Here is a 22,398-nt window from a genome sequence, read left to right as displayed (position 1 = left end):
CGATCACTGGCCCTCCCGGTCGTCCTCACGCGGCCCCGGGGGCGGGGGCGCCATAGGAACGATACTGCCTGGACGCTGGACGTCGCCTCGACCCTGCTCGACCGAGACATTGGCGACCACGACGGCGAAGTACGGCAGGAAGATGGCCGCGATCAGCGGGACGGCTGCCCACCAGCCCGGCACGATGACCGCCAGGATCAGACAGAGCACGCGAACGCCCATGGCCACCGAATACTTGATCATCCGGTGCCGTCGCTCCTCATCGGGCGAGAGAGGGAGACTCGTGATGGATGGCGCTGAGGGCTTCTTCATGTTCGTTGAGTCCAGCGTACGTCCATAAACTGAGGCGCGACCCCGTTCGGGTCGAATCCGAAGAAAGCTGTTCGAAGGGAAGCGCATGACCACGCCACGCACCGTTCTCGTCACCGGGGGCAACCGGGGGATCGGCTACGCCATCGCCGAAGAGTTCGTGGCGCAAGGCCACCGGGTCGCCGTCACCGCGCGCTCCGGAGAGGGTCCCGCGGGGTCGCTGACGGTGCGCGCGGACGTGACCGACGCCGCCTCCGTCGACGCCGCGTTCGCCGAGGTCGAGGAGAAGCTCGGCCCGGTGGAGGTCGTGGTCGCGAACGCCGGCATCACCAAGGACACACTGCTCATGCGGATGACGGACGAAGAGTTCGATTCGGTCGTCGCAACGAATCTCGGCGGCGCTTTCCGCGTGGTGAAGCGGGCCAACAAGGGGATGCTGAAGGCCCGTTTCGGGCGGATCGTCCTGATCTCGAGCGTCGTGGGCCTGTTCGGTGGCGCCGGTCAGGTCAACTACGCGTCGTCGAAGGCGGGGCTGGTCGGCATGGCCCGCTCAATCACGAGGGAGCTCGGCGCCCGCGGCATCACGGCGAACGTCGTCGCGCCCGGCTTCATCGAGACCGACATGACGGCCGCGCTGCCGGAGGCGCAGCAGGCCGAGTACAAGAAGAGCATCCCGGCCGGCCGCTTCGCGTCCCCGACCGAGGTCGCGAAGGTCGTCACCTGGATCGCGGGCGACGACGCGGGCTACATCTCCGGCGCGGTCATCCCGGTCGACGGCGGCCTCGGGATGGGCCACTAGCCCCATCCCTCTGGCGTGGAGGTCAGCCGCGGAGGCCGAGCAGGGGGAGGACCTGCGAGAGGTCAGGGTGGTCGATGACCAGGTCGGCCTCGTCGCGCACCTTCGGCTTGGCATTGAAGGCGATCGCGAGACCGGCCTCGGCCATCATCCGCAGGTCGTTCGCGCCGTCGCCGATCGCGACGGTCTGCCGCAGGTGGACACCGGCGGCCGCGGCCCAGAACAGCAGGGCCTGCGCCTTCGCTGCGGCGTCGATCACCGGGCCGTCGACCTCGCCGGTGAGCACTCCATCCCGCACCACCAGGCGGTTCGCGCGCCAGTGATCGAGTCCGAGCCGTTCGCCGATCGGATCGAGGAGCTCGTGGAAGCCGCCGGAGACGACGCCGACGACTCCGCCGGCTGCCTGAACCCCCGCGATCAGTTCCGGCACACCGTCGGTCACCCGGATCCGCTCGCCGACGTGCTGGAACACCGACGCCGGCAGACCCTTCAGAGTGCGGACGCGCTCACGCAGGCTCCGCTCGAAGTCGAGCTCGCCGCGCATCGCACGCTCGGTGATCTCGGCGACCTCGGTACGCGAGCCCGCCTCCTCGGCGAGCAGCTCGATGACCTCGTCCTGGAGCAGGGTGGAGTCGGCGTCGAGGACGACGAGGACGGACGCTGTTCTGCTGGCCGGGCCGCTCATGGAACGACGTGCACGCCCTTGCCGACCACGGTGATCCCCGACTCGGTCACGGTGAACCCGCGCGCCCGGTCGCGCTCCGGGTCGACGCCGATCTGAGCGCCCTCCGCGACCACCACATCCTTGTCCAGGATGGCGCGGCCGACGAACGCGTTCGGCTCGATGATCGCGCGCTCGAAGACGACCGAGTCGATCACCTTCGCGCCCGAGTCGACCTTCGCCCACGGCCCGAGCACGCTGCGCTCGAGGTGCGCGCCCGAGATGACGGAGCCGAGCGAGACGATGGAGTCGATGGTCGTGCCGAGCGCGCCGCGCCCGTCCCGCACGATCTTGGCGGGCGGCGAGTTGACCACCTGGCTGAAGATCGGCCACCGGTTGTTGTACAGGTTGAAGACCGGCAGCGCGGAGATGAGGTCCTGGTGAGCCTCGAAGAACGAGTCGATCGTTCCGACATCCCGCCAGTAGTACCGATCGCGGTCGGTCGAGCCGGGCACATCGTTGTTGCTGAAGTCGTACACGGCTGCTTCGCCGCGCGCCACGAAGTCGGGGATGATGTCGCCGCCCATGTCGTGGTTGGAGTCGGGCTTGTCGCCGTCGCGCACCACCGCGTCGATCAGGGCGTCGGCGTCGAAGACGTAGTTGCCCATGGAGGCGAGCACCTCGTTCGGCGAGTCGGGCAGGCCGATCGGGTCGGTCGGCTTCTCGCGGAAGGCGTCGATGCGGGTGGGCCGCTCGGCCTCGACCTCGATGACACCGAACTGGTCGGCGAGCCCGATGGGCTGGCGGATCGCTGCCACCGTGGCAGGCGCCCCGGAGTCGATGTGGGCCTGGATCATCTGACCGAAGTCCATCCGGTAGACGTGGTCGGCGCCGACGACGACCACGATGTCCGGCTTCTCGTCGCGCAGCAGGTTGAGGCTCTGCAGGATGGCGTCCGCCGACCCGCTGAACCAGCGCTTTCCGAGGCGCTGCTGGGCGGGCACGGAGGCGATGTAGGAGTTCGTGATGCCGTCGAGACGCCAGGTCTGCGAGACGTGGCGGTCGAGGCTGTGCGACTTGTACTGGGTGAGTACGACGATCTGGCGCAGCTGCGAGTTGATCAGGTTCGACAGGGCGAAGTCGATGAGGCGGTACTGCCCGCCGAACGGGACGGCGGGCTTCGCCCGGTCCGCCGTCAACGGCATCAGCCGCTTTCCCTCTCCGCCCGCGAGGACGATGCCGAAGATCTTCTTACCTGGTGCCATGCCCCTAACAGTAGAGGCGAAGTGATGCCTGTACTAGCGTTTCGGTCATGCGCGTCGACCTACTGACCCGGGAGTACCCGCCGGCCATCTACGGCGGAGCCGGGGTGCACGTGACCGAACTGGTGCGAGCCCTCCGGGCCGACACCGAGGTGATCGTGCGCGCCTTCGGCGAGCCGCGCGACGAGCCGGATACCGCGTCGTACCGCGTCCCGGCGGAGCTCGCCGACGCGAACGGCGCGCTCGCCACGCTCGGCGTCGACCTGCAGATGGCGCAGGACTGCGGGGGAGCGGACGTCGTCCACTCGCACACCTGGTATGCGAACGGAGCCGGCCACCTGGCGAAGCTGCTGCACGGCGTCCCGCACGTCGTCACCGCGCACAGCCTCGAGCCGCTGCGACCCTGGAAGGCCGAGCAGCTGGGTGGCGGCTACCGAGTGTCCAGCTGGATCGAGAAAACCGCGTTCGAGTCCGCCGACACGGTCATCGCCGTCAGCGAGGGGATGCGGCGCGACATCCTGGCCTCCTACCCGGCCCTCGACCCGACCAAGGTCGTCACGATCTACAACGGCATCGACCTCGACCGCTGGCAGCCGCTGCGCGATGACGACCGCGCGCGTGCGCTCGGAATCGACCCGGACCGCCCTGCCGTCATCTTCGTCGGCCGGATCACCCGGCAGAAGGGTCTGCCGTACCTCCTGCGCGCCGTTCGGCAGCTGCCCCCGGAGGTGCAGATCATCCTGTGCGCGGGGGCGCCCGACACTCCCGAGATCCTCGCGGAGGTCACCGGCCTGGTCGAGCAGCTGCAGAGCGAGCGGGACGGAGTGGTCTGGATCGACCGCCTCCTCCCGAACGACGAGCTGCGGATCGCGCTCACCGCGTCCACCGTGTTCGTCTGCCCGTCGATCTACGAGCCGCTCGGCATCGTCAACCTGGAGGCGATGGCCTGCGGGCTTCCGGTGGTCGGCACTGCGACCGGCGGCATCCCCGAGGTCATCGTGGACGGCGTCACCGGCCGGCTCGTGCCCATCCAGCAGTTGCAGGACGGCACGGGCACGCCGATCGACCCGGAGCAGTTCGTGGACGACCTGGCGGCGGCGCTCATCGAGGTCGTCAGCGACCCCGGGCGAGCAGCCGAAATGGGCCGGGTCGGGCGTGAACGCGCCGAGACGTCGTTCAGCTGGACGACGATCGCGGAGCAGACGCGGGACGTGTACCGCTCACTGGCCAACCGTCACTGATCGCCGCTCGGCGCAGGTAGGCTGGAAGACATGGCCGACAGCGTTCTCCGACTTTCCGACGTGTCCGTTGTGCGGGACGGCAACCCCGTCCTCCAGGGAATCGACTGGACGGTCGAGTCGGACGAGCGGTGGGTCATCCTGGGCCGGAACGGCGCCGGAAAGACGACGCTCCTGCAGATCGCGGCCGCCGCGATGCACCCCAGCTCCGGCGAGGCGCTCGTGCTCGGCGAGTCGGTCGGCCACACCGACCTGGCGGAGCTGAGGCCGCTGCTCGGCTTCGCTTCGAGCGCGCTGGCCCGGCGCATCCCGCGCAACGAGCGCGTGCTAGACGTCGTGATGACGGCCGCGTACGCCGTGACCGGCCGCTGGAACGAGCTGTACGAGGAGATCGACGAGCGTCGCGCGCGTCGCGTGCTCTCCGAGTGGCACCTCGAGCACCTGGCCGAGCGCAGCTTCGGCAGCCTCTCCGACGGCGAGCAGAAGCGCGTCCAGATCGCCCGCTCGGTCATGACCGACCCCGAGATCCTGCTCCTGGACGAGCCCGCCGCCAGCCTCGACCTGGGTGGGCGTGAGGAGCTCGTGAAGCTCCTCGGCGGCTACGCGCGAGACCCGAAGTCTCCCGCCATCGTCATGGTGACGCACCACGTGGAGGAGATCCCGCAGGGCTTCAACCGCGCGCTGCTGCTGAAGGATGGGCAGATCGCCGCCCACGGACCGATTGCCGAGGTGCTCACCAGCGAGAACCTCAGCGAGACGTTCGGCATCGAGGTCGAGCTCAGCGAGACCGACGGCCGGTACACGGCGCGCGCCACCAGCAACGAATGACCGCGACGCGCCCGGCCATCTGCTAAACTCGATAGCTGGCCCCGCCGGGCCGAAAGCTTTCCGTCCTCACGCCGACCGGCGCGGACACGACCGAATACGACACGCAACAAGGAAGTCCTGATGAAGACTGGCATCCACCCCGACTACGCCCCGGTGGTTTTCCGCGACCTGGCCTCGGGTGCGACGTTCCTCACCCGCTCCACGGTCTCGAGCAGCAAGACCATCGAGTGGGAAGACGGCAACACCTACCCGGTGATCGACGTCGAGATCTCGTCCGAGTCGCACCCGTTCTACACGGGCAAGCAGCGCATCATGGACTCGGCCGGCCGCGTCGAGAAGTTCAACTCGCGCTACAAGGCGTTCGGCAAGTAAAGCTCGCCGAGTCTCCGATACTCGCACGAAGGCCCCCGTCCACCGGACGGGGGCCTTCGTCGTTGTCTGGCTCAGGCTCGAAGGAGATTCGGAAGTTCTGCGGCCGAATCTCCTGCGGGACTGCCCATCGAAGGAGATTCGACGCCCGATCTCCTTCGATGGCGGCAGCGGTCAGGAGCCCTGGTAGTAGACGGCCGAGTTGGCGGCCGCGACGACGACGATGATCGTGACGACGATGCCGAGGATCAGGGCCACGAAGCCGATGATGATCGCGGCCAGAGCGAGGCCGCGGCCCTGTTCGCCGGTGCGCTTGATCTGCGACAGGGCGATGAAGCCGAGGATGATGCCGACGATGCTGATGAAGAAGGTCGCGATGAACGCGACGATGGCCATCGTGTTCCAGCCGGGCTGCGCGGGGGCGCCGTAGGGCTGGGAGTACTGGGGCTGCTGCTGCGGCGGGAGGGGCTGCGGGTTCAGATTGGAGTCGCTCATGTGGCAGACGATAGCGGTCGGAGCCGACGCACGAGTAGCCCCCAGGTAGAGGGATGAGTAACGTCAGCCGTCAGCGCAGCGGCCACGCGCCGGAGGTGGTGAACTGCGGGTCGCGCTCGCGCCGCATGTACTCCTGGAAGTCCGCAGCCTGCTCCCGGCACCAGTCGACCTGCCGCAGGTGCAGCTCGGCCGCCTCCAGCGCCAAGGCGTCGGTGTGGATGCGCGCGAGCGCCTGGGCGACCCGGCCCGCGGCGATCGCGTCGGCTCCGGCGTCGTGCGCCGCGAGCAGGTCAACGCCGTAGTGAGATGCCGTCACGGTCAGGGTCCGCTTTCCGCGGCGGAACTTGTCAACGGCTTTGTCGATCACCAGCGGGTCGATGATCGGGCCGGGGGAGACGAGCGGCGCGACCGAGTAGCGATGGGCCTCCCGGTCGAGCAGGGTGAAGTCGTAGGGGGCGTTGTACGCGACGACCGGGATGCCGCGGTCGAACAGGCTGCGCAGCTGCGCGACGATCGCCGCGACCGCACGTGCGGGGTCCATCCCGAACTCGCGGGCGTTCTCGGTGGTGATGCCATGGACGGCCGTGGCCTCCGCCGGGATCTCCACACCGGGGTCGACGATCCAGTCGCGGCGGTGGAGCACCTCGCCGGTCTCGTCGAGGAGGCCGACGTGGGCGGTGACGATCCTGGCCGATTCGACGTCGATACCGGTGGTCTCGAGATCGAAGACGCCGAGACGGTGATGCCAGGTGCTCATGTCCCCACGCTAAGCACGACCACCGTCATCACCCCGGACGGCACGCCGAGTGGTGAGTAGGTGGTCTAATCCCGGTCGAGTGGCGACATGATGTCACCACTCGGCGGGAGGGGCGGGACAGGGGCGGGACAGGGGCGACTCAGTCGCGGCGCGGCTCGATGTGCAGCCAGTAGAAGTTCTGCGTGCCGAGCGTCAGGGTGAACCGGCCGTCCTCCGCGACGGTCGGGAACTCCGCCCCGCCGAACAGGTCGTACAGCGCGCGCCCGGCGAACTCCGGAGCTTCGAGCGTGACGGACACGGGATTGTGCGCGAACGAGAACACGCACAGCACGTCCTCCGGCTGGTCGCCGAAGTGGGTGCCGCTGCCCGCATAGGTGCGCACGAAGGCCAGTACCGACTCGTGGTCGGTCGGGAGCACGCGGATGTCGCCGAGTCCGAACACGGGATGCGCCTTGCGCACGTGGATGACGTTGCGGACCCAGTGCAGCAGCGAGCGGGACTGCGCGAGCTGCGCCTCCACGTTCACCTGGTTGTAGTGGAAAACCAGCGACTGCACGACCGGCAGGTAGAGCTTGCCCGGGTCGGCGCTGGAGAAACCCGCGTTGCGGTCCGGCGTCCACTGCATCGGCGTGCGGGAGCTGTCGCGGTCGGGCAGCCAGATGTTGTCACCCATCCCGATCTCGTCGCCGTAGTAGAGGAAGGGGCTGCCCGGCAGCGAGAAGAGCAGCGCGTGCGCGAGCTCCAGTTCGGCGCGGGAGTTGTCGAGCAGTGGCGCGAGCCGGCGCCGGATGCCGATGTTGGCGCGCATCCGCGGGTCGTACGCGTACCAGCCGTACATCGCCTGCCGATACTCCTCGCTCACCATCTCGAGCGTCAGCTCGTCGTGGTTGCGGAGGAAGACACCCCACGCCGAACCCTCCGGCACATCGGTGGTCTCCGAGAGCACACGGACCAGCTCGCCGGCCTGCTGCGAACGCAGCGCGTAGAAGATTCGCGGCATGACGGGGAAGTCGAAGGCCATGTGGCACTCCGGCTCGTCCTCGCTGCCGAAGAAGGCTGCGACCTCGCGGGGCCACTGGTTCGCCTCGGCGATCATGATGCGGCCCGGGTACTCCCGGTCGACCCACTCGCGCAGCTTGATGATGAACTCGTGGGTCTTCGGCTCGCCCTCGCCGTTGCCCTCGTCGGATTCGTAGAGGTAGGGGATGGCATCCAACCGGAACCCGTCGACGCCGAGGTCGAGCCAGAACCGGATCATGTCGTACATCGCCTCGTGCACGGCCGGGTTCTCGAAGTTGAGGTCCGGCTGGTGCGAGAAGAAGCGGTGGAAGTAGAACTGCCGACGCGCCTCGTCGAAGGCCCAGTTGGAGTCTTCCGTGTCGACGAAGATGACGCGGATGTCCGGCCACTTGTCGTCCGTGTCGTTCCACACGTAGAAGTCGCCGTACGGGCCGTCGGGGTCGGACCGCGACTGCTGGAACCACTCGTGCTGGTCGGAGGTGTGGTTGATCGGCAGGTCGATGATGATGCGCATGTTGCGTTCGTGCGCCTTGGTCACCAGCTCGCGGAACTCGTCGATCGTTCCGAACTCCGGCAGGATCGCCGTGAAGTCGGAGACGTCGTAGCCGCCGTCGCGCAGCGGGGACTGGAAGAACGGGGGCAGCCAGAGCGCGTCGATCCCGAGCCACTGCAGGTAGTCGAGCTTGGAGGTGAGCCCGGCGATGTCGCCCGAGCCGTCGCCGTTGCTGTCGACGAAGGACCGCACCATGACCTCGTAGAAGACCGACCGGCGGTACCACTGCCGGTCGAGGGCGAGACCGGGCAGCGTGATGGGCGCGGTGAAACTCACGGTTCTCCTTGTGGCGACAGCGAAAGGCGGGGGATGGGACGCGTTCACAGGGTGTGCAAGCGATTGCACTCAGCCGAGTCTAGGGCGTGCGCACCGTGGCCTGTCCAGTCCTCTTCCGGGCGCGCCGCTTAGACTTACAGGCGATGTCTGTCACCTCACCCTACGCAGCCGCTCTCGAGCGGGTCGCTGTGCGCGAGGGGGCCCTGAGCATCCTCGGTTCGACCACCCGGTTCTGGGACTACGGCGACCCGGATTCGGCCACCACGCTGGTGCTCGTGCACGGTTTCCGGGGCGATCACCACGGCCTGGAGCCGGTCGTCGCGCAGCTCGGCGGCCTACGGATGGTGTCGCCCGACCTGCCGGGGTTCGGCGAGTCCACTCCGATGACGGAGGCACCCCACGACATCGACGGTTACGGCCGTTGGCTGGGGGAGTTCGTCGCCGGTCTCGACCTGCCGGCCGGGGGTCGCGTGATCCTGCTCGGGCACTCGTTCGGATCGATCGTCGTCGCCGGTTCGCTGGCGGAAGGATCGGGCGCTGGGCGATCGGGCGCCGGGGCGCGGCCGGATGCCGTCGTGCTGGTCAATCCCATCGGGCAGCCGGCGCTGGAGGGCCCGCGCGGCGTCTTCACGCGGCTGGCGATCTTCTACTACTGGCTGGCTGCCGCGCTTCCCGAGCGACTGGGGTTCGCCCTGCTGCGCAATCGGGTGATCGTCAGAGTCATGAGCATGGCCATGGCGAAGACGAGGGATGCGTCCCTGCGCCGCTGGATCCACGACGAGCACGACCGCTACTTCTCGGCTTTCAGTGACCGACGGGTGGTGCTGGAGGCATTCCGCGCCTCCGTGTCGCACGATGTGAGCGAGTACGCGGCGCGCATCCCGGAGCGGACGCTGCTGGTTGCGGCCGACAAAGACGACATCACACCGATTGCGGCCGAGTACCGGTTGCAGACGCTGTTCCCGCAGGCGGAGCTCGTCGTCATCCCCGATGTCGGGCACCTCATCCACTACGAGACGCCGGTGACGGCCGCCGACGCCATCCGTCGCTTCCTGGCAGAGGGAGCGGACGCGTGAGGGTCCTCTTCGACTGCCGCTACACGCGCATCGGGCGCCACGACGGCATCAGCCGCTACACCGCCGGCCTCGTCACCGCCCTCGCCGAGCTGCACCCCGTCACCATGCTGATCAGTGACCACAGGCAGTTGGAGCTCCTTCCCGATCTGCCGTGGGAACTCATCCCTTCTCCGACCTCCGCCCGGGAGCCGTGGGTCGCGCGCACGGTCAACAAGCTGAACCCGGACATCGTCTTCACGCCCATGCAGACGATGGGCGGCTTCGGTCGCAAATACCGGCTCGTGCTCACCGTCCACGACCTCATCTACTACCGGCATCCGACACCGCCGCGCGACCTACCGGCGTTCGTGCGCGGGCTGTGGCGGCTCTACCACCTGGCCTGGTGGCCGCAGCGGATGCTGCTCAACCGCTCCGACGCCGTCGTCACGGTCTCGGAGACCACCAAGGGCCTCATCGCGGAGCATCGGCTGACCAAGCGGCCGGTGTCCGTGGTTCCGAATGCCGCAGACATGCCGGCGCTCGCGCCGGGCCGCGCAGAGCGCACGACGCCCGAGACCAAGAGCCTCGTCTACATGGGCTCCTTCATGCCCTACAAGAACGTGGACACGCTGGTGCGGGCGGTCGCGCTGCTGCCCGACTACACGCTGCACCTGATGAGCCGGGTGTCCGATGCGGAGCGGCGACGGCTGAGCGAGCTGGCGCCGGGTGCGCGACTGGTGTTCCACAACGGAGCGAGCGACGAGGAGTACGCGGAGACGCTGGCAGCGGCGACGGCGTTCGCGTCCGCCTCGCACGACGAAGGCTTCGGCATTCCGCTTCTGGAGGCCATGACGGTCGGGACGCCGGTGCTCGCCAGCGACATCCCCATCTTCCGCGAGATCGGTGGGGAGGCGGCGCTGTACTTCGCGCCCGACTCCGCCGACGAGGTCGCGGCCCGCGTACGTCAGCTCGAGGAGGACGGTGTGTGGGCGGCGCGCTCGGCCGCGGGCCGCGCCCAGGCCCAGCGCTACACCTGGGCGAACTCCGCGGCCCGGCTGCTCGCCGTCCTCACGGCGACGGAGTCGCGCCGCCGCTGACCCGCCTGGGGCGCCAATTCAGCGATCTGATGGTCCCAACGTGCCGTCCTCGTCGCGGCGAGACGGCATGTCGGGACCACTCGATCACGGGTTCGAACCCGTCACATGACGGAGGCGGTGAAGAGGTCGCGGTCCTCGGGGCCCAGGTTGAAGCGGTCGAGTGTCAGGGCGCCGTCGTCGTAGATGAAGCGGTGCACTGAGCCGTTCGGGATGAGTTCGCCCGGCCCCGGCAGTGCGTGGTCGGTGACGTGACGGACCAGCGACGAGATGACGCCGCCGTGGCTCACCACGATGATGTTCTCGCCGGGATGCTGCTCGCCGAGTTCGCGCAGCACCGGCAGCGCACGCGCGACGACCTGCTCGCGGCTCTCGCGACCGGGGACGGGCGTCCCTTCCGGCCAGCGGGCGAGGATCTGTGCGCCGGTCATCCCCTCCGCCTCGCCGTAATTGCGCTCGGCCACTGCGGGCAGGCGGTCGGGGTCGCCGAGGCCGACGTGTTCGGCGATGATGCGCGCCGTCTCCACCGCACGGGACAGCGGGCTCGCGTAGATCGCGTCGAACTGTCCGCCCGCGAGCGCACGGCCGGTCGTCTCGGCCTGGGCGCGCCCGGTGTCGTTGAGCGGGATGTCGCTGGAGCCCTGGATGCGCTTGGAGAGGTTCCAGTCGGTCTGTCCGTGCCGAACGAGGGAGATGAGGGTCACGCGCGTCCTTTCGCTGCGGGACGCGGTGAGGCCGGATCGAACGGCCGCCGGTCAGCTCAGCCGCTTGGCCAGCTCGACCAGTGTCTCCGTCGTCCCGCCATCCAGCTTAATGGTCGCGCGGCCGTCGCCCTTGGTCTGGCCGCGGTTGACGATGACGACGGGCAGGCGGCGGCGGCGCGCCTCCTCCAGCAGCCGGATGCCGGAGTTGACCGCCAGCGACGAGCCCGCGATGATCAGCGCGTCGGCGGACCGCACCAGCGCGCTCGCCTCGCGGTACTTCTCGGCGGGCACGAACTCGCCGAAGAACACGACGTCAGGCTTCAGGCGTCCGCCGCAGACGGTGCAGTCCGGAACGATGAAGGCGTCGATGTCGGACACGATCGCGTCGCCGTCGGGCGCGATCTCGACTGCGCCCTCGGTGTCGAGCCACGGGTTCGCGGCGTCGATGCGCGCCGTGATCGCCTCGCGTGCGAAGATCTGGCCGCAGACCAGGCATAGCACCCGATCCATCGCGCCGTGCAGGTCGACGACGCGCCGGGATCCGGCCTCCTTGTGCAGGCCGTCGACGTTCTGGGTGATCACGCCGTTCGCGACCCCGGACGCCTCCAGCTGAACCAGAGCGCGGTGCCCGTCGTTCGGGTGAGCGGCGGCGAAGCGCCGGTAGCCGAGGTGGCTGCCCGCCCAGTACCGCTTGCGGAAGCGGTCGTCGGCCAGGAACTGCTGGAAGGTCATCGGCGTGCGCTTGGGCGCGCCCTCGCCCCGGTAGTCGGGGATGCCGGAATCGGTGGAGACCCCGGCCCCCGTCAGCACCGCGAAACGGCGCCCGGAGAGCAGCTCCACGGTCTGGTCGATGCCGCGTGCGAGTTCCGCCGGCAGCGCGGTCGTCAGAGTGGTCACATCCACCTCCAGATCCCTCTGAAGTCTAAACACCGCAGTTTTCCGATTTGTTTCGTCGGCCTGGCAATGTTGAGGCCATGCTCCTGCACCGCATCCATGATCTGGAGGCCGACGGCCTCGCCGACTACTCGCGCCTGACCGACGTGGCTCTGCGTCGCGTCACCGAGCCGGAGGGCGGTCTGTACATCGCGGAGTCGACGAAGGTGATCACGCGGGCGCTCGCGGCGGGGCACCGGCCGCGGTCCGTTCTGCTGCAGGAGCAGTGGCTTCCCGACATCGAACCGCTGCTCGAGCCGTACCCTGACGTGCCGGTCTTCGTCGGGGACTCCGCCGTGCTCGAACGCCTCACCGGCTACCACCTGCACCGCGGGGCCCTGGCGGCGATGCACCGGCCCGAGCTGCCCGAACCCGCCGACCTGCTGCGGGATGCGCGGCGCGTCGTCGTGCTGGAGGACATCGTCGACCACACGAACGTCGGCGCGATCTTCCGCGCGGTCGCCGGTCTCGGGGCGGACGCCGTGCTGGTGACGCCGCGCTGCGCCGACCCGCTGTACCGGCGGAGTGTGCGCGTGAGCATGGGCACGGTGCTGCAGGTGCCGTGGACCCGGCTGCCCGAGTGGGATGCGGCGGTGCCGCTGCTGCACGACGCCGGTTTCGACATCGCGGCCCTGGCCCTCGCGGACGACGCGGTCACGCTCGACGACTATGCGGCCGACCCCCCGCAGCGCGTCGCGATGGTGTTCGGGGCGGAGGGCGACGGTTTGAGCAGGCGAGCGCTGGCGGCCGCGGACACGGTGGTCACCATCCCGATGCTGCACGGCGTCGACTCGCTCAATGTCGCGTCCGCGTCGGCGGTGGCATTGTGGGCGCTGCGCGCGCGTTCTCAGCCGTCGCATCGGTAGGCCCGGGTAAAATCCGAGGGTGCCCCAGCAAGTCTCGACCGATCCGCCGCGCCGTGTTTCACGGAAGGTGTACCGCCGCCGGCGGATCGTCGTCTTCAGCCTGCTGACCGCGATTCTGGTGGCCTTCGTGTACGTCGTCGGCTCGCTCGTGGCGCCCGTTCCTGCGACGGCCGCGGTGACGGCGCACGACAAGACGCTGACGCAGCCGGCGGTGCAGCTGGCGTGGCCCGGGTACGGTTCGTCCGCGATCGTCGCGCCCGACTATCCCGGAGCGGCGGCATCGCACGGCAGCGACGCCAGCGTGCCCATCGCGAGCATCACCAAGACGATCACCGCACTGGTGGTGCTCGAGAAGAAGCCGCTGAATGGCGACGAGCAGGGTCCGACCATCTCGTTCACGCAGAAGGATGTCGACATCTGGAACCAGGTCATCGGGGCCGGAGGGTCGTGGGCGCCGGTCGTCGCGGGCACCTCGATGACCGAGAAGCAGGCGCTGGAGGCGATGCTGCTCCCGTCGGCCAACAACTATGCGATCTCGCTCGCCAACTGGGCGTACGGCTCCACCGCGGCCTTCGAGAAGGCGGCGAACGGTTGGCTCGCACAGAAGGGTTTCACGGGGACGAAGCTCGTCACGCCCGACGGACTCGACCCCGGCAACGTGAGCACGACGAAGGACTTGATCGGGATCGGCAAGCTGGTGCTCGCCTCCCCGGCGCTGTCGTCGATCGTGTCGCAGAAGAACGCGAACCTTCCGGGCGCCGGATCGCAGGACAACACCAACACCCTCCTCGGCTTCGAGGGGATGGACGGCATCAAGACCGGCAACACGGACGAGGCCGGCAACTGCCTGCTGTTCTCGGCGCAGGTGCCGGTCGGGACGACGAAGGTGCGGGTGATCGGCGTGGTGCTCGGCGCGCCGACGCACGACGACATGTGGGCCGGGGTCAAGGCGCTCCTCAGCAGCGTGCAGGGCGGGTTCCACCAGGTGACGCCGGTTGAGAAGGGTCAGGTGTTCGGCACCTACACGACCGCGTGGGGTGCCGCATCCACACTGATCGCGACGGAGACGAAGTCGTTCGTGGTGTGGTCGGACACGCCGATCCAGGTAGACCTGCAGACACGTCCGCTGTCGTCCGGATTCACCGGCGACATCCTCGGCCAGGGCACGTTCACGCTGAACGGCAAGACCGCAACGGTGCCACTCGCGCTGGCGAAGGACGTGCCGGACCCCGGCTTCGGCTGGCGCCTCGCGCACCCGGGCGGCCTGGGCACGTAGCGGCCTCGGCACGCAGTGGTCAGGCGCCGCCGGGGAGGAACGGGCCGGCTTCGGGGCGCTTGGCCGTGACGTGGTCGCCGGACGACTGGTGCCGGATGCGGCGGACGACCCACGGGACGAGGTACTCGCGCGCCCACGAGAGGTCTTCGGCGCGCGCGCCGCGCCAGGTCCGCGGCGGCAGCGGCTCGGGCTCCATCGGCTGCAGGTCGTTCTCGACGTTGAGCGCGGCGAGCACCATCCGCGCGACCGTGTGGTGTCCGAGAGGGGCGAGATGGAGGCGGTCGGGCGCCCACATCCGCTGGTCCTGGATGTCGGTCAGCGCCCACTGGTCGGCGACGATGCAGTCGTAGCGCGCCGCGACCTTCCGGATGTTCTCGTTGTAGATCGCGACCTTGCCGCGGATCCCACGGAAGACCGGCGAGAAGCCGACATCCGCTCCGGTGAAGACCACGACCGTGGCACCGTCGACACTCAAGCGCGACACCGCCTGGTCGAAGAGTTCCGCGATCACGTCGGGATCGGTGCCGGGCCGGATCACGTCGTTGCCGCCCGCGGCGATCGTGATCAGGTCGGGGCGCAGGGCGACCGCCGCATCCACCTGCTCGTCCAGGATCTGCTTGATCAGCTTGCCGCGCACGGCCAGGTTGGCGTACGCGAAGTCTTCGGTCTGCCGACTGAGGACCTCCGCCACCCGGTCCGCCCACCCGCGGTGTCCGCCGGGGCTGCGGGCCTCCGGGTCGCCGATGCCTTCGGTGAACGAATCGCCGAGGGCGACATAGCGGGACCAGGGATGCCGTGCTTCAGCCATTGCTCCATTCTGCATCGGATGGTGGTGTCGGTGGGCTCGGGTAGATTTGATCCAAGTGGAGACGACAGCAATACCCGAGCCGGATGAAACCGATGAGCGGCCTGGCGTGCACGCCGGAAGCTTCGCGGCGGAGCACCTGTCGCCGTCCTTCCCCGAGCGCGCGGCGTGGGGGACCGCCGGCAAGCTGCGCGCCTGGCAGGCGGAGGCGCTCGACGCGTACTTCGTCCATGAGCCGCGCGACTTCCTCGCAGCGGCGACCCCGGGCGCCGGCAAGACCACCTTCGCGCTGCGCCTCGCCACCGAGCTCCTCTCGCGCCGCATCGTCGAGCGCGTCACCGTTGTCGCCCCGACCGAGCACCTGAAGCGGCAGTGGGCCGAGGCCGCCTCGCGCGTCGGCCTCCACCTCGACCCCGACTTCAAGAACTCGGACGGACGCTACGCCCGCCACTACCGCGGCGCCGCCGTCACCTACGCGCAGGTCGCGATGCGCCCCTCCCTCCACAAAGACATCACCGAGTCGCACAAGACGCTGGTCATCCTCGACGAGGTGCACCACGGCGGCGATGCGCTCAGCTGGGGCGACGGCATCCGGGATGCGTTCGAGCGCGCAACGCGCCGGCTGTCGCTGACGGGTACGCCGTTCCGGTCGGACACCGCACCCATCCCGTTCGTGACCTACCTGCCCGACAAGCAGGGCATCCGCACGTCGCTCACCGACTACAACTACGGCTACGGCCGGGCGCTGGAGGACGGCGTCGTCCGCCCGGTGATCTTCATGGTCTACGCCGGTCACATGCGCTGGCGCACCAAGACGGGCGACGAGATGGAGGCGCGGCTCGGCGAAGGCAACACGAAAGACATCACGTCGCAGGCGTGGCGCACCGCCCTCGACCCACGCGGCGAGTGGATCCCGGCGGTGCTGTCGGCCGCCGACCGTCGACTGACCGAGGTGCGCAACTCCATCCCGGACGCCGGCGGGCTCGTGATCGCGACCGACCACTACACCGCTCGCGCCTACGCCGACCTGCTGCACCAGATCAGCGGCGAACCGGTCACCGTCGTGCTCTCCGACGAGAAGGAGGCGAGCGACCGGATCGAGGCGTTCGCGAAGAGCGAGTCGCGGTGGATGGTCGCCGTGCGGATGGTGTCGGAAGGCGTCGATGCTCCCCGCCTCGCGGTCGGCGTGTACGCGACCAGTGCATCCACACCGCTGTTCTTCGCGCAGGCGATCGGCCGTTTCGTGCGGGCCCGGCGCCGGGGCGAGACGGCCTCGGTGTTCCTTCCGAACGTGCCGATGCTGATGGCGCTCGCCAACGCGATGGAACTGGAGCGCGACCACGCCCTCGATCGGGTCACCGACGAGAACGCCGAGGGCGACCTGTGGAATCCAGAGGATGCGATGGTCGCGGAGGCGAACCGCGAAGAGCGTGCGTCGGAGGCGCTGACTGAGGAATTCGCGTTCGAGGCGCTCGGGTCGGAAGCCAACTTCGATCGCGTGCTCTACGACGGCAAGGAGTTCGGCGGTTTCGCGGTGCCCGGCACGGACGAGGAGCAGGACTTCATCGGCCTGCCCGGCATCCTCGAACCCGACCAGGTGCACGAACTGCTCCTGCAGCGCCAGCAGCGTCAGGCGCGCCGTCACTCGTCGCGGCCGGCCGCGGCGGAGGGGCACCCACCGGCCCCGCTGCACCGGACGCTCAAGGAGCAGCGACAGCTGCTCAACAGCCTGGTCGGGCTCTACTCGAAGAACTCCGGTGAGGCGCACGGCCTGATCCACGCCGAACTCCGGCGGGTGTGTGGGGGACCGGCGGTCGCCCAAGCGAGTGTCACCCAGCTGCAGGCGCGCATCGACTTCCTGCGGAAGCGGCTCGGGCCGCACTAGGCGATCGACGGGAGCGTCCGGCCGACGCTCGCTTAGGGTCGCCGTACCTTCGTGGCGCGCGAGGGCTGCGGTTCCTAGGCTGGGCGCATGAGCGACATGACGGGAAACGCGGGCGCGGTACCGGAGCAGCATGCGGATGAGCCGCATCGTGCCGGGCTGGCGCAGCGGCTCAACTGGTTGCGAGCCGGCGTCCTGGGCGCGAACGACGGCATCGTCTCGGTTGCGGCGGTGGTCGTCGGTGTCGCCGGTGCGACCAGCTCCATCCCGGCGATCGTCACCGCCGGGCTCGCCGCCCTGGTCGGCGGTGCGATCTCGATGGCGCTCGGAGAGTACGTCTCGGTGAGCAGCCAGCGCGACAGCGAGCGGTCGCTCATCGCCAAGGAGCGGCGGGAGCTCGCCGAGATGCCCGAGGAGGAGCTCGACGAGCTGACCGGCCTGTACGAAGCCCGGGGACTCTCACCTGCGACGGCGCGCCAGGTCGCGGTCGAGTTGACCGAGCACGACGCTCTGGCCGCGCACCTGTCCGCCGAACTCGGCATCGACCAGGACGACGTGGTCAGCCCCTGGCATGCCGCACTGGCCTCGGCGGTCGCGTTCACGTGCGGTGCGGTGCTGCCGATGCTCACCATCCTGCTTCCGCCGACGCTCCGGATTCCGGTCACCTTTGTGGCCGTGCTGTTCGCACTGGCGGTCACCGGCTACGTTGCCGCGTGGATCGGGGGCAGCTCGCGCGGCCGTGCCATGGTACGAGTGGTGGTGGGCGGCGCGCTGGCCCTGGCGGCCACGTTCCTGGTCGGCTCGCTGCTCGGAACGACGGTCGCGGGCTGACGGCCACGCGGACAGCAGCGGAAGGATTCGGGACATGGTGGATGCGGAGAACACGGTCGACACGGCCGCGGCAGCGGTGCCCCCGGCGGCCCTCCGGGACAAGGCGGCGATCGTCCACGACTGGCTGCCCCGCTACACCGGGACGCCGCTCGAGGAGTTCGGCGACCACATCCTGCTCACCAATTTCGGCGACTACGTGGAGCGGTTCGCCGAGTGGTACGGCACGGAGGTGCGCGGACTCGACCGGTCGATGCCGAACGCGACCGCGGACGGCATCACCATGGTCGACTTCGGGATGGGGAGCCCCAACGCAGCGACGATCATGGACCTGCTCTCCGCGGTGTCGCCGAAGGCGGCGCTGTTCCTGGGCAAATGCGGCGGGGTAAAGCGCAAGAGCCAGCTCGGCGACCTGGTGCTCCCGATCGCGGCGATCCGCGGAGAGGGCACCTCGAACGACTATCTGCCGCCGGAGGTGCCCGCGCTTCCCGCGTTCCAGTTGCAGCGGGCGGTGTCGTCCACCATCCGCGACTTCAAGCACGACTACTGGACCGGAACGGTCTATACGACCAACCGTCGGGTGTGGGAACACGATGAGACGTTCAAGGAGTACCTGAGACGGACCCGGTGCATGGCGGTGGACATGGAGACGGCGACGGTGTTCGCGGCCGGCTTCGCCAATCGCATCCCGAGCGGCGCGCTGCTGCTCGTCTCGGACCAGCCGATGACTCCGGAGGGTGTGAAGACGGCGGAGAGCGACCGCGGGGTGACGCGCGACTTCGTCGAGCGGCACATCCGGATCGGCGTGGAGGCGCTGCGTCTGGTGCGTCGCAACGGTCGCAGCGTGCGCCACCTGCGATTCGAAGACGACTGACCGAGGGGAACATTCGTCACGAATTGTCGCTTTGGCGCCGCGAAAGCGACAATTCGTGACGAATGTGGCGCGGGGGCGAGGGTGCGTCAGCGGAAGTCGCGCGAGACCGTTCGGATGCCGGTGTCGAGCGCCTCGAGCTTGTCGGCGACGATGTTGACCACACCCTCCTCGCTGCGTTCCAGGATGCCGCGGACGATCATCGCCGGAGCCTGCCGCGCCACACGCCGGTAGCGGTTCCACACGCCGACCGGGCACACCACGTTGACCATCCCGGTCTCGTCCTCGATGTTGAGGAAGGTCACCCCGGCCGCCGTCGCCGGCCGCTGCCGGTGCGTGACCACGCCGCCGACCTCGATGCGCCGCCCCGACTCCCCAGCCGCGAGCGTGTCCGCCGGGTGCACTCCGCGCGCCGCAAGGGCCGGACGGAGGAAGCGGATGGGATGGTCGTCGGTCGAGATCCCGGTCGACCACAGGTCGCTGGCCAGCTGCTCGGCGGGGGAGAGCATCGGCAGGAGTGGCGGCTGCACGGTGATCGCGGTGCCCGCCAGGAACTCGGGCCGCTCCTGCGCGGCGTTGCCCGCCTCCCAGATCGCCTGCCGCCTGCTCAGGTCGAAGCCCTCGAATGCGCCTGCGGCGGCGAGCGCCTCCAGCTGCGCGGTGTTGAGCCCGGTGCGACGGGCGAGGTCGCCCAGGTTCCGGTACGGGCCGTACGCTTCCCGCTCGGCGACGATCTTCTCGGCCAGCTTCTCTCCGATGGAGGTGACGCCCGCGAGTCCCAGCCGCACGGCGTGGGCGGCGTCCCGCCGGTGCGCGGTGAAGTCGAGGGGGACCGCGGGGTCGAACGGGGCGATGGGAGGCTGGTCCGCCTCCCTGCACGGGTCCGAGCCGGTGGGGCCCTGCGCCTCATTCGGGCCGGAGTCGTCCAGCGGCTCCAGCAGTGGGAACACACCCGACCGCTGGATGTGCGGCCGCTGCACCACGACGCCGTGCCGCCGAGCGTCGGCGGTGAGCGTCCGCGGCGAGTAGAAGCCCATCGGCTGAGCGCGCAGCAGCCCGGCCAGGAACGCGCCAGGGTAGTGCAGCTTCATCCACGAGCTGACGTACACGAGCAGCGCGAAGCTGATCGCGTGGCTCTCGGCGAAACCGAAGCTGGCGAACGCCTCGATCTTCCCGTAGATCGCGTCGGCATCGTCGCCGGTGATGCCGTTGTGCGCCATCCCCTCGTACAGCTTCGCCTTCAGCGCGTCGATCTTCTCCACCCCGCGCTTGGAGCCCATCGCCCGGCGCAGCTGGTCGGCGTCCTCCGCGGTGCAGTCGCCGACCGCGACCGCCATCTGCATCAGCTGCTCCTGGAAGAGCGGAACGCCCATCGTCCGCTCCAGCACCGGCACCAGGGCCGGGTGCAGGTAGGTGACCTTCTCCTTGCCGGTCTTGCGGCGGATGTACGGGTGCACAGCACCGCCCTGGATGGGGCCGGGCCGGATGAGCGCGATCTCGATCACCAGGTCGTAGAAGCTGCGCGGCTGGAGGCGCGGCAGCGTGCCGATCTGGGCGCGGCTCTCCACCTGGAACACGCCGATCGAGTCGGCCCGGCAGAGCATGTCGTACACGCCAGCCTCCTCTTTCGGGATGGTCTCCAGCGTCCACTTCTCGCCGAGCGACGCCTCGATGGTGCGCATCGAGTAGTCGAGGGCCGACAGCATCCCGAGACCCAGCAGGTCGAACTTGACCAGTCCCATCCACGCGCAGTCGTCCTTGTCCCACTGCAGCACCGTGCGGCCGTCCATGCGGGCGTGCTCGATCGGGCACACCTCGCCGACGGGCCGGTCGGTCAGCACCATCCCGCCCGAGTGGATGCCCAGGTGCCGCGGGAACTTCAGCACCTGCTCCGCGAGCCCGACCACGTCGTCCGGGATGTCGTTCTCGTCGCTGGTCTGCACGGAACCCCATGAGTCGATCTGCTTGCTCCAGGCATCCTGCTGGCCGGTGGAGTAGCCGAGCGCCTTCGCCATGTCGCGCACTGCGTTCTTCGGCCGGTAGGTGATGACGTTGGCGACCTGTGCGGCGTTGTGCCGGCCGTACTTGCGGTAGACGTACTGGATGACCTCCTCGCGCCGGTCGGAGTCGAAGTCGACGTCGATGTCGGGTTCCTCCTCGCGCATGCTGGAGAGGAACCGCTCGAACGGCAGGTTGTACTTGATCGAGTCGACCGCGGTGATGCCCAGCAGGTAGACGACCGCCGAGTTCGCCGCCGAGCCGCGGCCCTGGCAGAGGATGCCCTGGCTGCGGGCGAAACGCACGATGTCGTGGACGATGAGGAAGTAGCCGGGGAAGTCCTTCGCCTCGATGACATCCAGTTCGCGTTCGATGCGCTCCCGCTTGGCCGGGTTGCGGTCGAGGTCGGGGTAGCGTTCGGCAGCTCCCCGCCAGGTCAGCTCGCGCAGCCAGCTCATCGGCGTATGCCCTTCCGGGACGTCCTGCCGGGGCAGCCGCGGCCGGGCGCTGCGGAGACGGAAGGCGAGGTCGTCGGCGATCTCGACCGTGCGCTCGACGGCGCCCGGGTAGCGGGCGAAGCGGCGGGCCATCTCGGCGCCGCTGCGCAGGTGGGCGGCCCCGGAGGCGGGCAGCCAGCCGTCGAGCTCGTCCAGGCTGCGCCGGGCGCGCACGGCTGAGACCGCGGTCGCGAGCGGGTACTGCGCCGGGCTCGCGTAGTGGACGTTGTTGGTCGCGACCGTCGGAAGTCCCAGCCTGCCGGCGATCCGGGTCAGGATGTCGTTCTCGGTGGAGTCGCGCGGCGCGCCCTGATCGATCAGCTCGACGAGCACGTTGTCGTGGCCGAACAGCTCGGTCAGCCGGGCGACCTCGCGCTCTGCGGCCCGCTCGCCGTGCTCCGTGAGGGCTCGGCGGACCTCGCCCTTCCGGCAGCCGGTCAGCACCATCCACTCGCCGCCCGCCTGCTCGGACAGCTCGTCGAGGCGGTACAGTGGGCGGCCCTTCTCTTCGCCGGCGAGCTGCCCGGCGGTGATCGCCGCGGCGAGACGGTGGTAGCCCTCCTGGCGGCGGGCGAGCAGCACGAGGTGGCTGCCCTCCGGATCGGGCTCGCCGTTCTGCGGCTTGCTGAGCGAGAGAGACAGCTCGGCGCCGAACACGGTCTTCACCCGGTCGTACGCCTCCGCGGCCTCGGCCAGGTGGACGACGCCGTAGAGCCCATCGTGGTCGGTGAGCGCGAGCGCGTGCAGGTTCAGCCGGGTGGCCTCCTCCAGCAGCTCCTCCGGGGAGGAGGCGCCGTCAAGGAAGCTGAAGTTGCTGTGCGCGTGGAGCTCAGCGTACGGGACGGCATCGGCCGGGGTGTCCGGGATGGGCGCCGGCACGTACTTCTGCCGCTTGCGCGACGATGGCCGCTCGTCAGTCGGCTGCGCCGTCCGCCGCCCCGACAGCTTCCGCTCGAACTCGGCCCACGGAATCGGCGGATTATCAAACCCCACGCTCACTCACCTCCCTCGCCCCACCATCGGTT

General features: G+C 69.3%; 21 protein-coding genes. 11 read left to right on the top strand and 10 right to left on the bottom strand.

All coding sequences use genetic code 11. The features are described from left to right. Positions 1 to 3: 3 nt before the first annotated feature. Positions 4 to 312 (bottom strand): DUF3099 domain-containing protein, encoded by a 309-nt coding sequence (locus tag AB4Y74_RS08775; RefSeq protein WP_441798713.1) that lies wholly within the window; start codon positions 310 to 312, stop codon positions 4 to 6. A gap of 85 nt (positions 313 to 397) precedes the next feature. Between AB4Y74_RS08775 and fabG the strand changes: the two genes are divergently transcribed. After that, on the top strand, positions 398 to 1,108 hold the full coding sequence (gene fabG / locus AB4Y74_RS08770; RefSeq protein WP_441798712.1) for a 3-oxoacyl-ACP reductase FabG: 711 nt from the start codon (positions 398 to 400) through the stop codon (positions 1,106 to 1,108). Positions 1,109 to 1,130: 22 nt separating this feature from the next. Here fabG and serB read toward each other — a convergent pair whose 3' ends face one another. Continuing rightward, entirely contained in the window at positions 1,131 to 1,790 is a 660-nt protein-coding gene (gene serB, locus AB4Y74_RS08765; protein WP_441798711.1) for a phosphoserine phosphatase SerB, read from the bottom strand. Further along, positions 1,787 to 3,031 (bottom strand): glucose-1-phosphate adenylyltransferase, encoded by a 1,245-nt coding sequence (locus AB4Y74_RS08760; RefSeq protein WP_441798710.1) that lies wholly within the window; start codon positions 3,029 to 3,031, stop codon positions 1,787 to 1,789. The genes serB and AB4Y74_RS08760 overlap by 4 nt, the downstream gene beginning before the upstream one ends. A 47-nt stretch (positions 3,032 to 3,078) precedes the next feature. Here AB4Y74_RS08760 and glgA point away from each other — a divergent pair, with 47 nt between their 5' ends. The 3 genes from glgA to AB4Y74_RS08745 all read left to right on the top strand — a co-directional run bounded on the left by glgA (position 3,079) and on the right by AB4Y74_RS08745 (position 5,466). Continuing rightward, positions 3,079 to 4,269, top strand: coding sequence for a glycogen synthase (glgA, locus tag AB4Y74_RS08755; RefSeq protein ID WP_441798709.1), 1,191 nt, complete (start codon positions 3,079 to 3,081; stop codon positions 4,267 to 4,269). Between the two features lie 30 nt (positions 4,270 to 4,299). Further along, positions 4,300 to 5,094, top strand: coding sequence for an ABC transporter ATP-binding protein (locus tag AB4Y74_RS08750; RefSeq protein WP_441798708.1), 795 nt, complete (start codon positions 4,300 to 4,302; stop codon positions 5,092 to 5,094). A 120-nt stretch (positions 5,095 to 5,214) separates the two neighbouring features. Next, a complete protein-coding gene (locus AB4Y74_RS08745; RefSeq protein ID WP_441798707.1) occupies positions 5,215 to 5,466 on the top strand; it encodes a type B 50S ribosomal protein L31 in 252 nt (83 codons plus the stop codon). A 171-nt stretch (positions 5,467 to 5,637) separates the two neighbouring features. Here AB4Y74_RS08745 and AB4Y74_RS08740 read toward each other — a convergent pair whose 3' ends face one another. The 3 genes from AB4Y74_RS08740 to treS all read right to left on the bottom strand — a co-directional run bounded on the left by AB4Y74_RS08740 (position 5,638) and on the right by treS (position 8,564). Beyond that, a complete protein-coding gene (locus AB4Y74_RS08740; RefSeq protein ID WP_441798706.1) occupies positions 5,638 to 5,958 on the bottom strand; it encodes a DUF4190 domain-containing protein in 321 nt (106 codons plus the stop codon). A 70-nt stretch (positions 5,959 to 6,028) separates the two neighbouring features. Then, the gene (locus tag AB4Y74_RS08735) at positions 6,029 to 6,715 is read right to left on the bottom strand and encodes a 3'-5' exonuclease (RefSeq protein WP_441798705.1); all 687 of its coding nucleotides are present in this window, start codon (positions 6,713 to 6,715) and stop codon (positions 6,029 to 6,031) included. Positions 6,716 to 6,854: 139 nt separating this feature from the next. Continuing rightward, positions 6,855 to 8,564, bottom strand: coding sequence for a maltose alpha-D-glucosyltransferase (treS, locus tag AB4Y74_RS08730; protein ID WP_441798704.1), 1,710 nt, complete (start codon positions 8,562 to 8,564; stop codon positions 6,855 to 6,857). A gap of 143 nt (positions 8,565 to 8,707) precedes the next feature. Here treS and AB4Y74_RS08725 point away from each other — a divergent pair, with 143 nt between their 5' ends. Both AB4Y74_RS08725 and AB4Y74_RS08720 read left to right on the top strand, forming a co-directional pair. After that, positions 8,708 to 9,640 carry an alpha/beta fold hydrolase gene (locus AB4Y74_RS08725; protein ID WP_441798703.1) on the top strand — a complete coding sequence of 311 codons (933 nt, stop codon included), beginning with the start codon at positions 8,708 to 8,710 and terminating at the stop codon, positions 9,638 to 9,640. Continuing rightward, entirely contained in the window at positions 9,637 to 10,716 is a 1,080-nt protein-coding gene (locus AB4Y74_RS08720; protein WP_441798702.1) for a glycosyltransferase family 4 protein, read from the top strand. The genes AB4Y74_RS08725 and AB4Y74_RS08720 overlap by 4 nt, the downstream gene beginning before the upstream one ends. Positions 10,717 to 10,817: 101 nt before the next feature. Here the strand turns inward: AB4Y74_RS08720 and AB4Y74_RS08715 are convergent, their stop codons facing one another. Beyond that, complete coding sequence (locus AB4Y74_RS08715; protein ID WP_441798701.1) at positions 10,818 to 11,417, bottom strand: histidine phosphatase family protein; 600 nt, start codon at positions 11,415 to 11,417, stop codon at positions 10,818 to 10,820. Between the two features lie 51 nt (positions 11,418 to 11,468). After that, a complete protein-coding gene (locus tag AB4Y74_RS08710; RefSeq protein ID WP_441800419.1) occupies positions 11,469 to 12,314 on the bottom strand; it encodes a Sir2 family NAD-dependent protein deacetylase in 846 nt (281 codons plus the stop codon). A gap of 77 nt (positions 12,315 to 12,391) precedes the next feature. On the opposite strand from AB4Y74_RS08710, the gene AB4Y74_RS08705 reads away from it, so the two are divergent. Together AB4Y74_RS08705 and AB4Y74_RS08700 are read left to right on the top strand one after the other, a co-directional pair. Then, the gene (locus AB4Y74_RS08705) at positions 12,392 to 13,216 is read left to right on the top strand and encodes a TrmH family RNA methyltransferase (RefSeq protein WP_441798700.1); all 825 of its coding nucleotides are present in this window, start codon (positions 12,392 to 12,394) and stop codon (positions 13,214 to 13,216) included. 19 nt (positions 13,217 to 13,235) lie between these two features. Beyond that, positions 13,236 to 14,492 carry a D-alanyl-D-alanine carboxypeptidase family protein gene (locus tag AB4Y74_RS08700; protein WP_441798699.1) on the top strand — a complete coding sequence of 419 codons (1,257 nt, stop codon included), beginning with the start codon at positions 13,236 to 13,238 and terminating at the stop codon, positions 14,490 to 14,492. A gap of 19 nt (positions 14,493 to 14,511) precedes the next feature. Here the strand turns inward: AB4Y74_RS08700 and AB4Y74_RS08695 are convergent, their stop codons facing one another. Further along, entirely contained in the window at positions 14,512 to 15,300 is a 789-nt protein-coding gene (locus AB4Y74_RS08695; protein ID WP_441798698.1) for an SGNH/GDSL hydrolase family protein, read from the bottom strand. 106 nt (positions 15,301 to 15,406) lie between these two features. On the opposite strand from AB4Y74_RS08695, the gene AB4Y74_RS08690 reads away from it, so the two are divergent. From AB4Y74_RS08690 to AB4Y74_RS08680, 3 genes are all read left to right on the top strand, one after another. Continuing rightward, the gene (locus tag AB4Y74_RS08690) at positions 15,407 to 17,182 is read left to right on the top strand and encodes a DEAD/DEAH box helicase (RefSeq protein WP_441800418.1); all 1,776 of its coding nucleotides are present in this window, start codon (positions 15,407 to 15,409) and stop codon (positions 17,180 to 17,182) included. A gap of 87 nt (positions 17,183 to 17,269) precedes the next feature. Continuing rightward, positions 17,270 to 18,010 (top strand): VIT1/CCC1 transporter family protein, encoded by a 741-nt coding sequence (locus AB4Y74_RS08685; protein WP_441798697.1) that lies wholly within the window; start codon positions 17,270 to 17,272, stop codon positions 18,008 to 18,010. A gap of 34 nt (positions 18,011 to 18,044) precedes the next feature. Beyond that, positions 18,045 to 18,881, top strand: a complete 837-nt coding sequence (locus tag AB4Y74_RS08680) for an AMP nucleosidase (protein WP_441798696.1) — start codon at positions 18,045 to 18,047, stop codon at positions 18,879 to 18,881. A gap of 86 nt (positions 18,882 to 18,967) precedes the next feature. Here the strand turns inward: AB4Y74_RS08680 and AB4Y74_RS08675 are convergent, their stop codons facing one another. Then, a complete protein-coding gene (locus tag AB4Y74_RS08675) occupies positions 18,968 to 22,366 on the bottom strand; it encodes an error-prone DNA polymerase (protein ID WP_441798695.1) in 3,399 nt (1,132 codons plus the stop codon). Positions 22,367 to 22,398: the final 32 nt, after the last annotated feature.

It is taken from the genome of Leifsonia sp. RAF41 (assembly GCF_052114085.1).
GTDB lineage: Bacteria > Actinomycetota > Actinomycetes > Actinomycetales > Microbacteriaceae > Leifsonia.
This window is presented reverse-complemented; position numbering and strand designations above follow the sequence as displayed.

What these genes read in the sequence shown, in the direction of transcription:
- AB4Y74_RS08775 (WP_441798713.1), bottom strand. Translation starts at nt 312, where the DNA reads ATGAAGAAGCCCTCAGCGCCATCCATCACGAGTCTCCCTCTCTCGCCC.
- fabG (WP_441798712.1), top strand. Translation starts at nt 398, where the DNA reads ATGACCACGCCACGCACCGTTCTCGTCACCGGGGGCAACCGGGGGATC.
- serB (WP_441798711.1), bottom strand. Translation starts at nt 1,790, where the DNA reads ATGAGCGGCCCGGCCAGCAGAACAGCGTCCGTCCTCGTCGTCCTCGAC.
- AB4Y74_RS08760 (WP_441798710.1), bottom strand. Translation starts at nt 3,031, where the DNA reads ATGGCACCAGGTAAGAAGATCTTCGGCATCGTCCTCGCGGGCGGAGAG.
- glgA (WP_441798709.1), top strand. Translation starts at nt 3,079, where the DNA reads ATGCGCGTCGACCTACTGACCCGGGAGTACCCGCCGGCCATCTACGGC.
- AB4Y74_RS08750 (WP_441798708.1), top strand. Translation starts at nt 4,300, where the DNA reads ATGGCCGACAGCGTTCTCCGACTTTCCGACGTGTCCGTTGTGCGGGAC.
- AB4Y74_RS08745 (WP_441798707.1), top strand. Translation starts at nt 5,215, where the DNA reads ATGAAGACTGGCATCCACCCCGACTACGCCCCGGTGGTTTTCCGCGAC.
- AB4Y74_RS08740 (WP_441798706.1), bottom strand. Translation starts at nt 5,958, where the DNA reads ATGAGCGACTCCAATCTGAACCCGCAGCCCCTCCCGCCGCAGCAGCAG.
- AB4Y74_RS08735 (WP_441798705.1), bottom strand. Translation starts at nt 6,715, where the DNA reads ATGAGCACCTGGCATCACCGTCTCGGCGTCTTCGATCTCGAGACCACC.
- AB4Y74_RS08725 (WP_441798703.1), top strand. Translation starts at nt 8,708, where the DNA reads ATGTCTGTCACCTCACCCTACGCAGCCGCTCTCGAGCGGGTCGCTGTG.
- AB4Y74_RS08705 (WP_441798700.1), top strand. Translation starts at nt 12,392, where the DNA reads ATGCTCCTGCACCGCATCCATGATCTGGAGGCCGACGGCCTCGCCGAC.
- AB4Y74_RS08695 (WP_441798698.1), bottom strand. Translation starts at nt 15,300, where the DNA reads ATGGCTGAAGCACGGCATCCCTGGTCCCGCTATGTCGCCCTCGGCGAT.
- AB4Y74_RS08685 (WP_441798697.1), top strand. Translation starts at nt 17,270, where the DNA reads ATGAGCGACATGACGGGAAACGCGGGCGCGGTACCGGAGCAGCATGCG.
- AB4Y74_RS08680 (WP_441798696.1), top strand. Translation starts at nt 18,045, where the DNA reads ATGGTGGATGCGGAGAACACGGTCGACACGGCCGCGGCAGCGGTGCCC.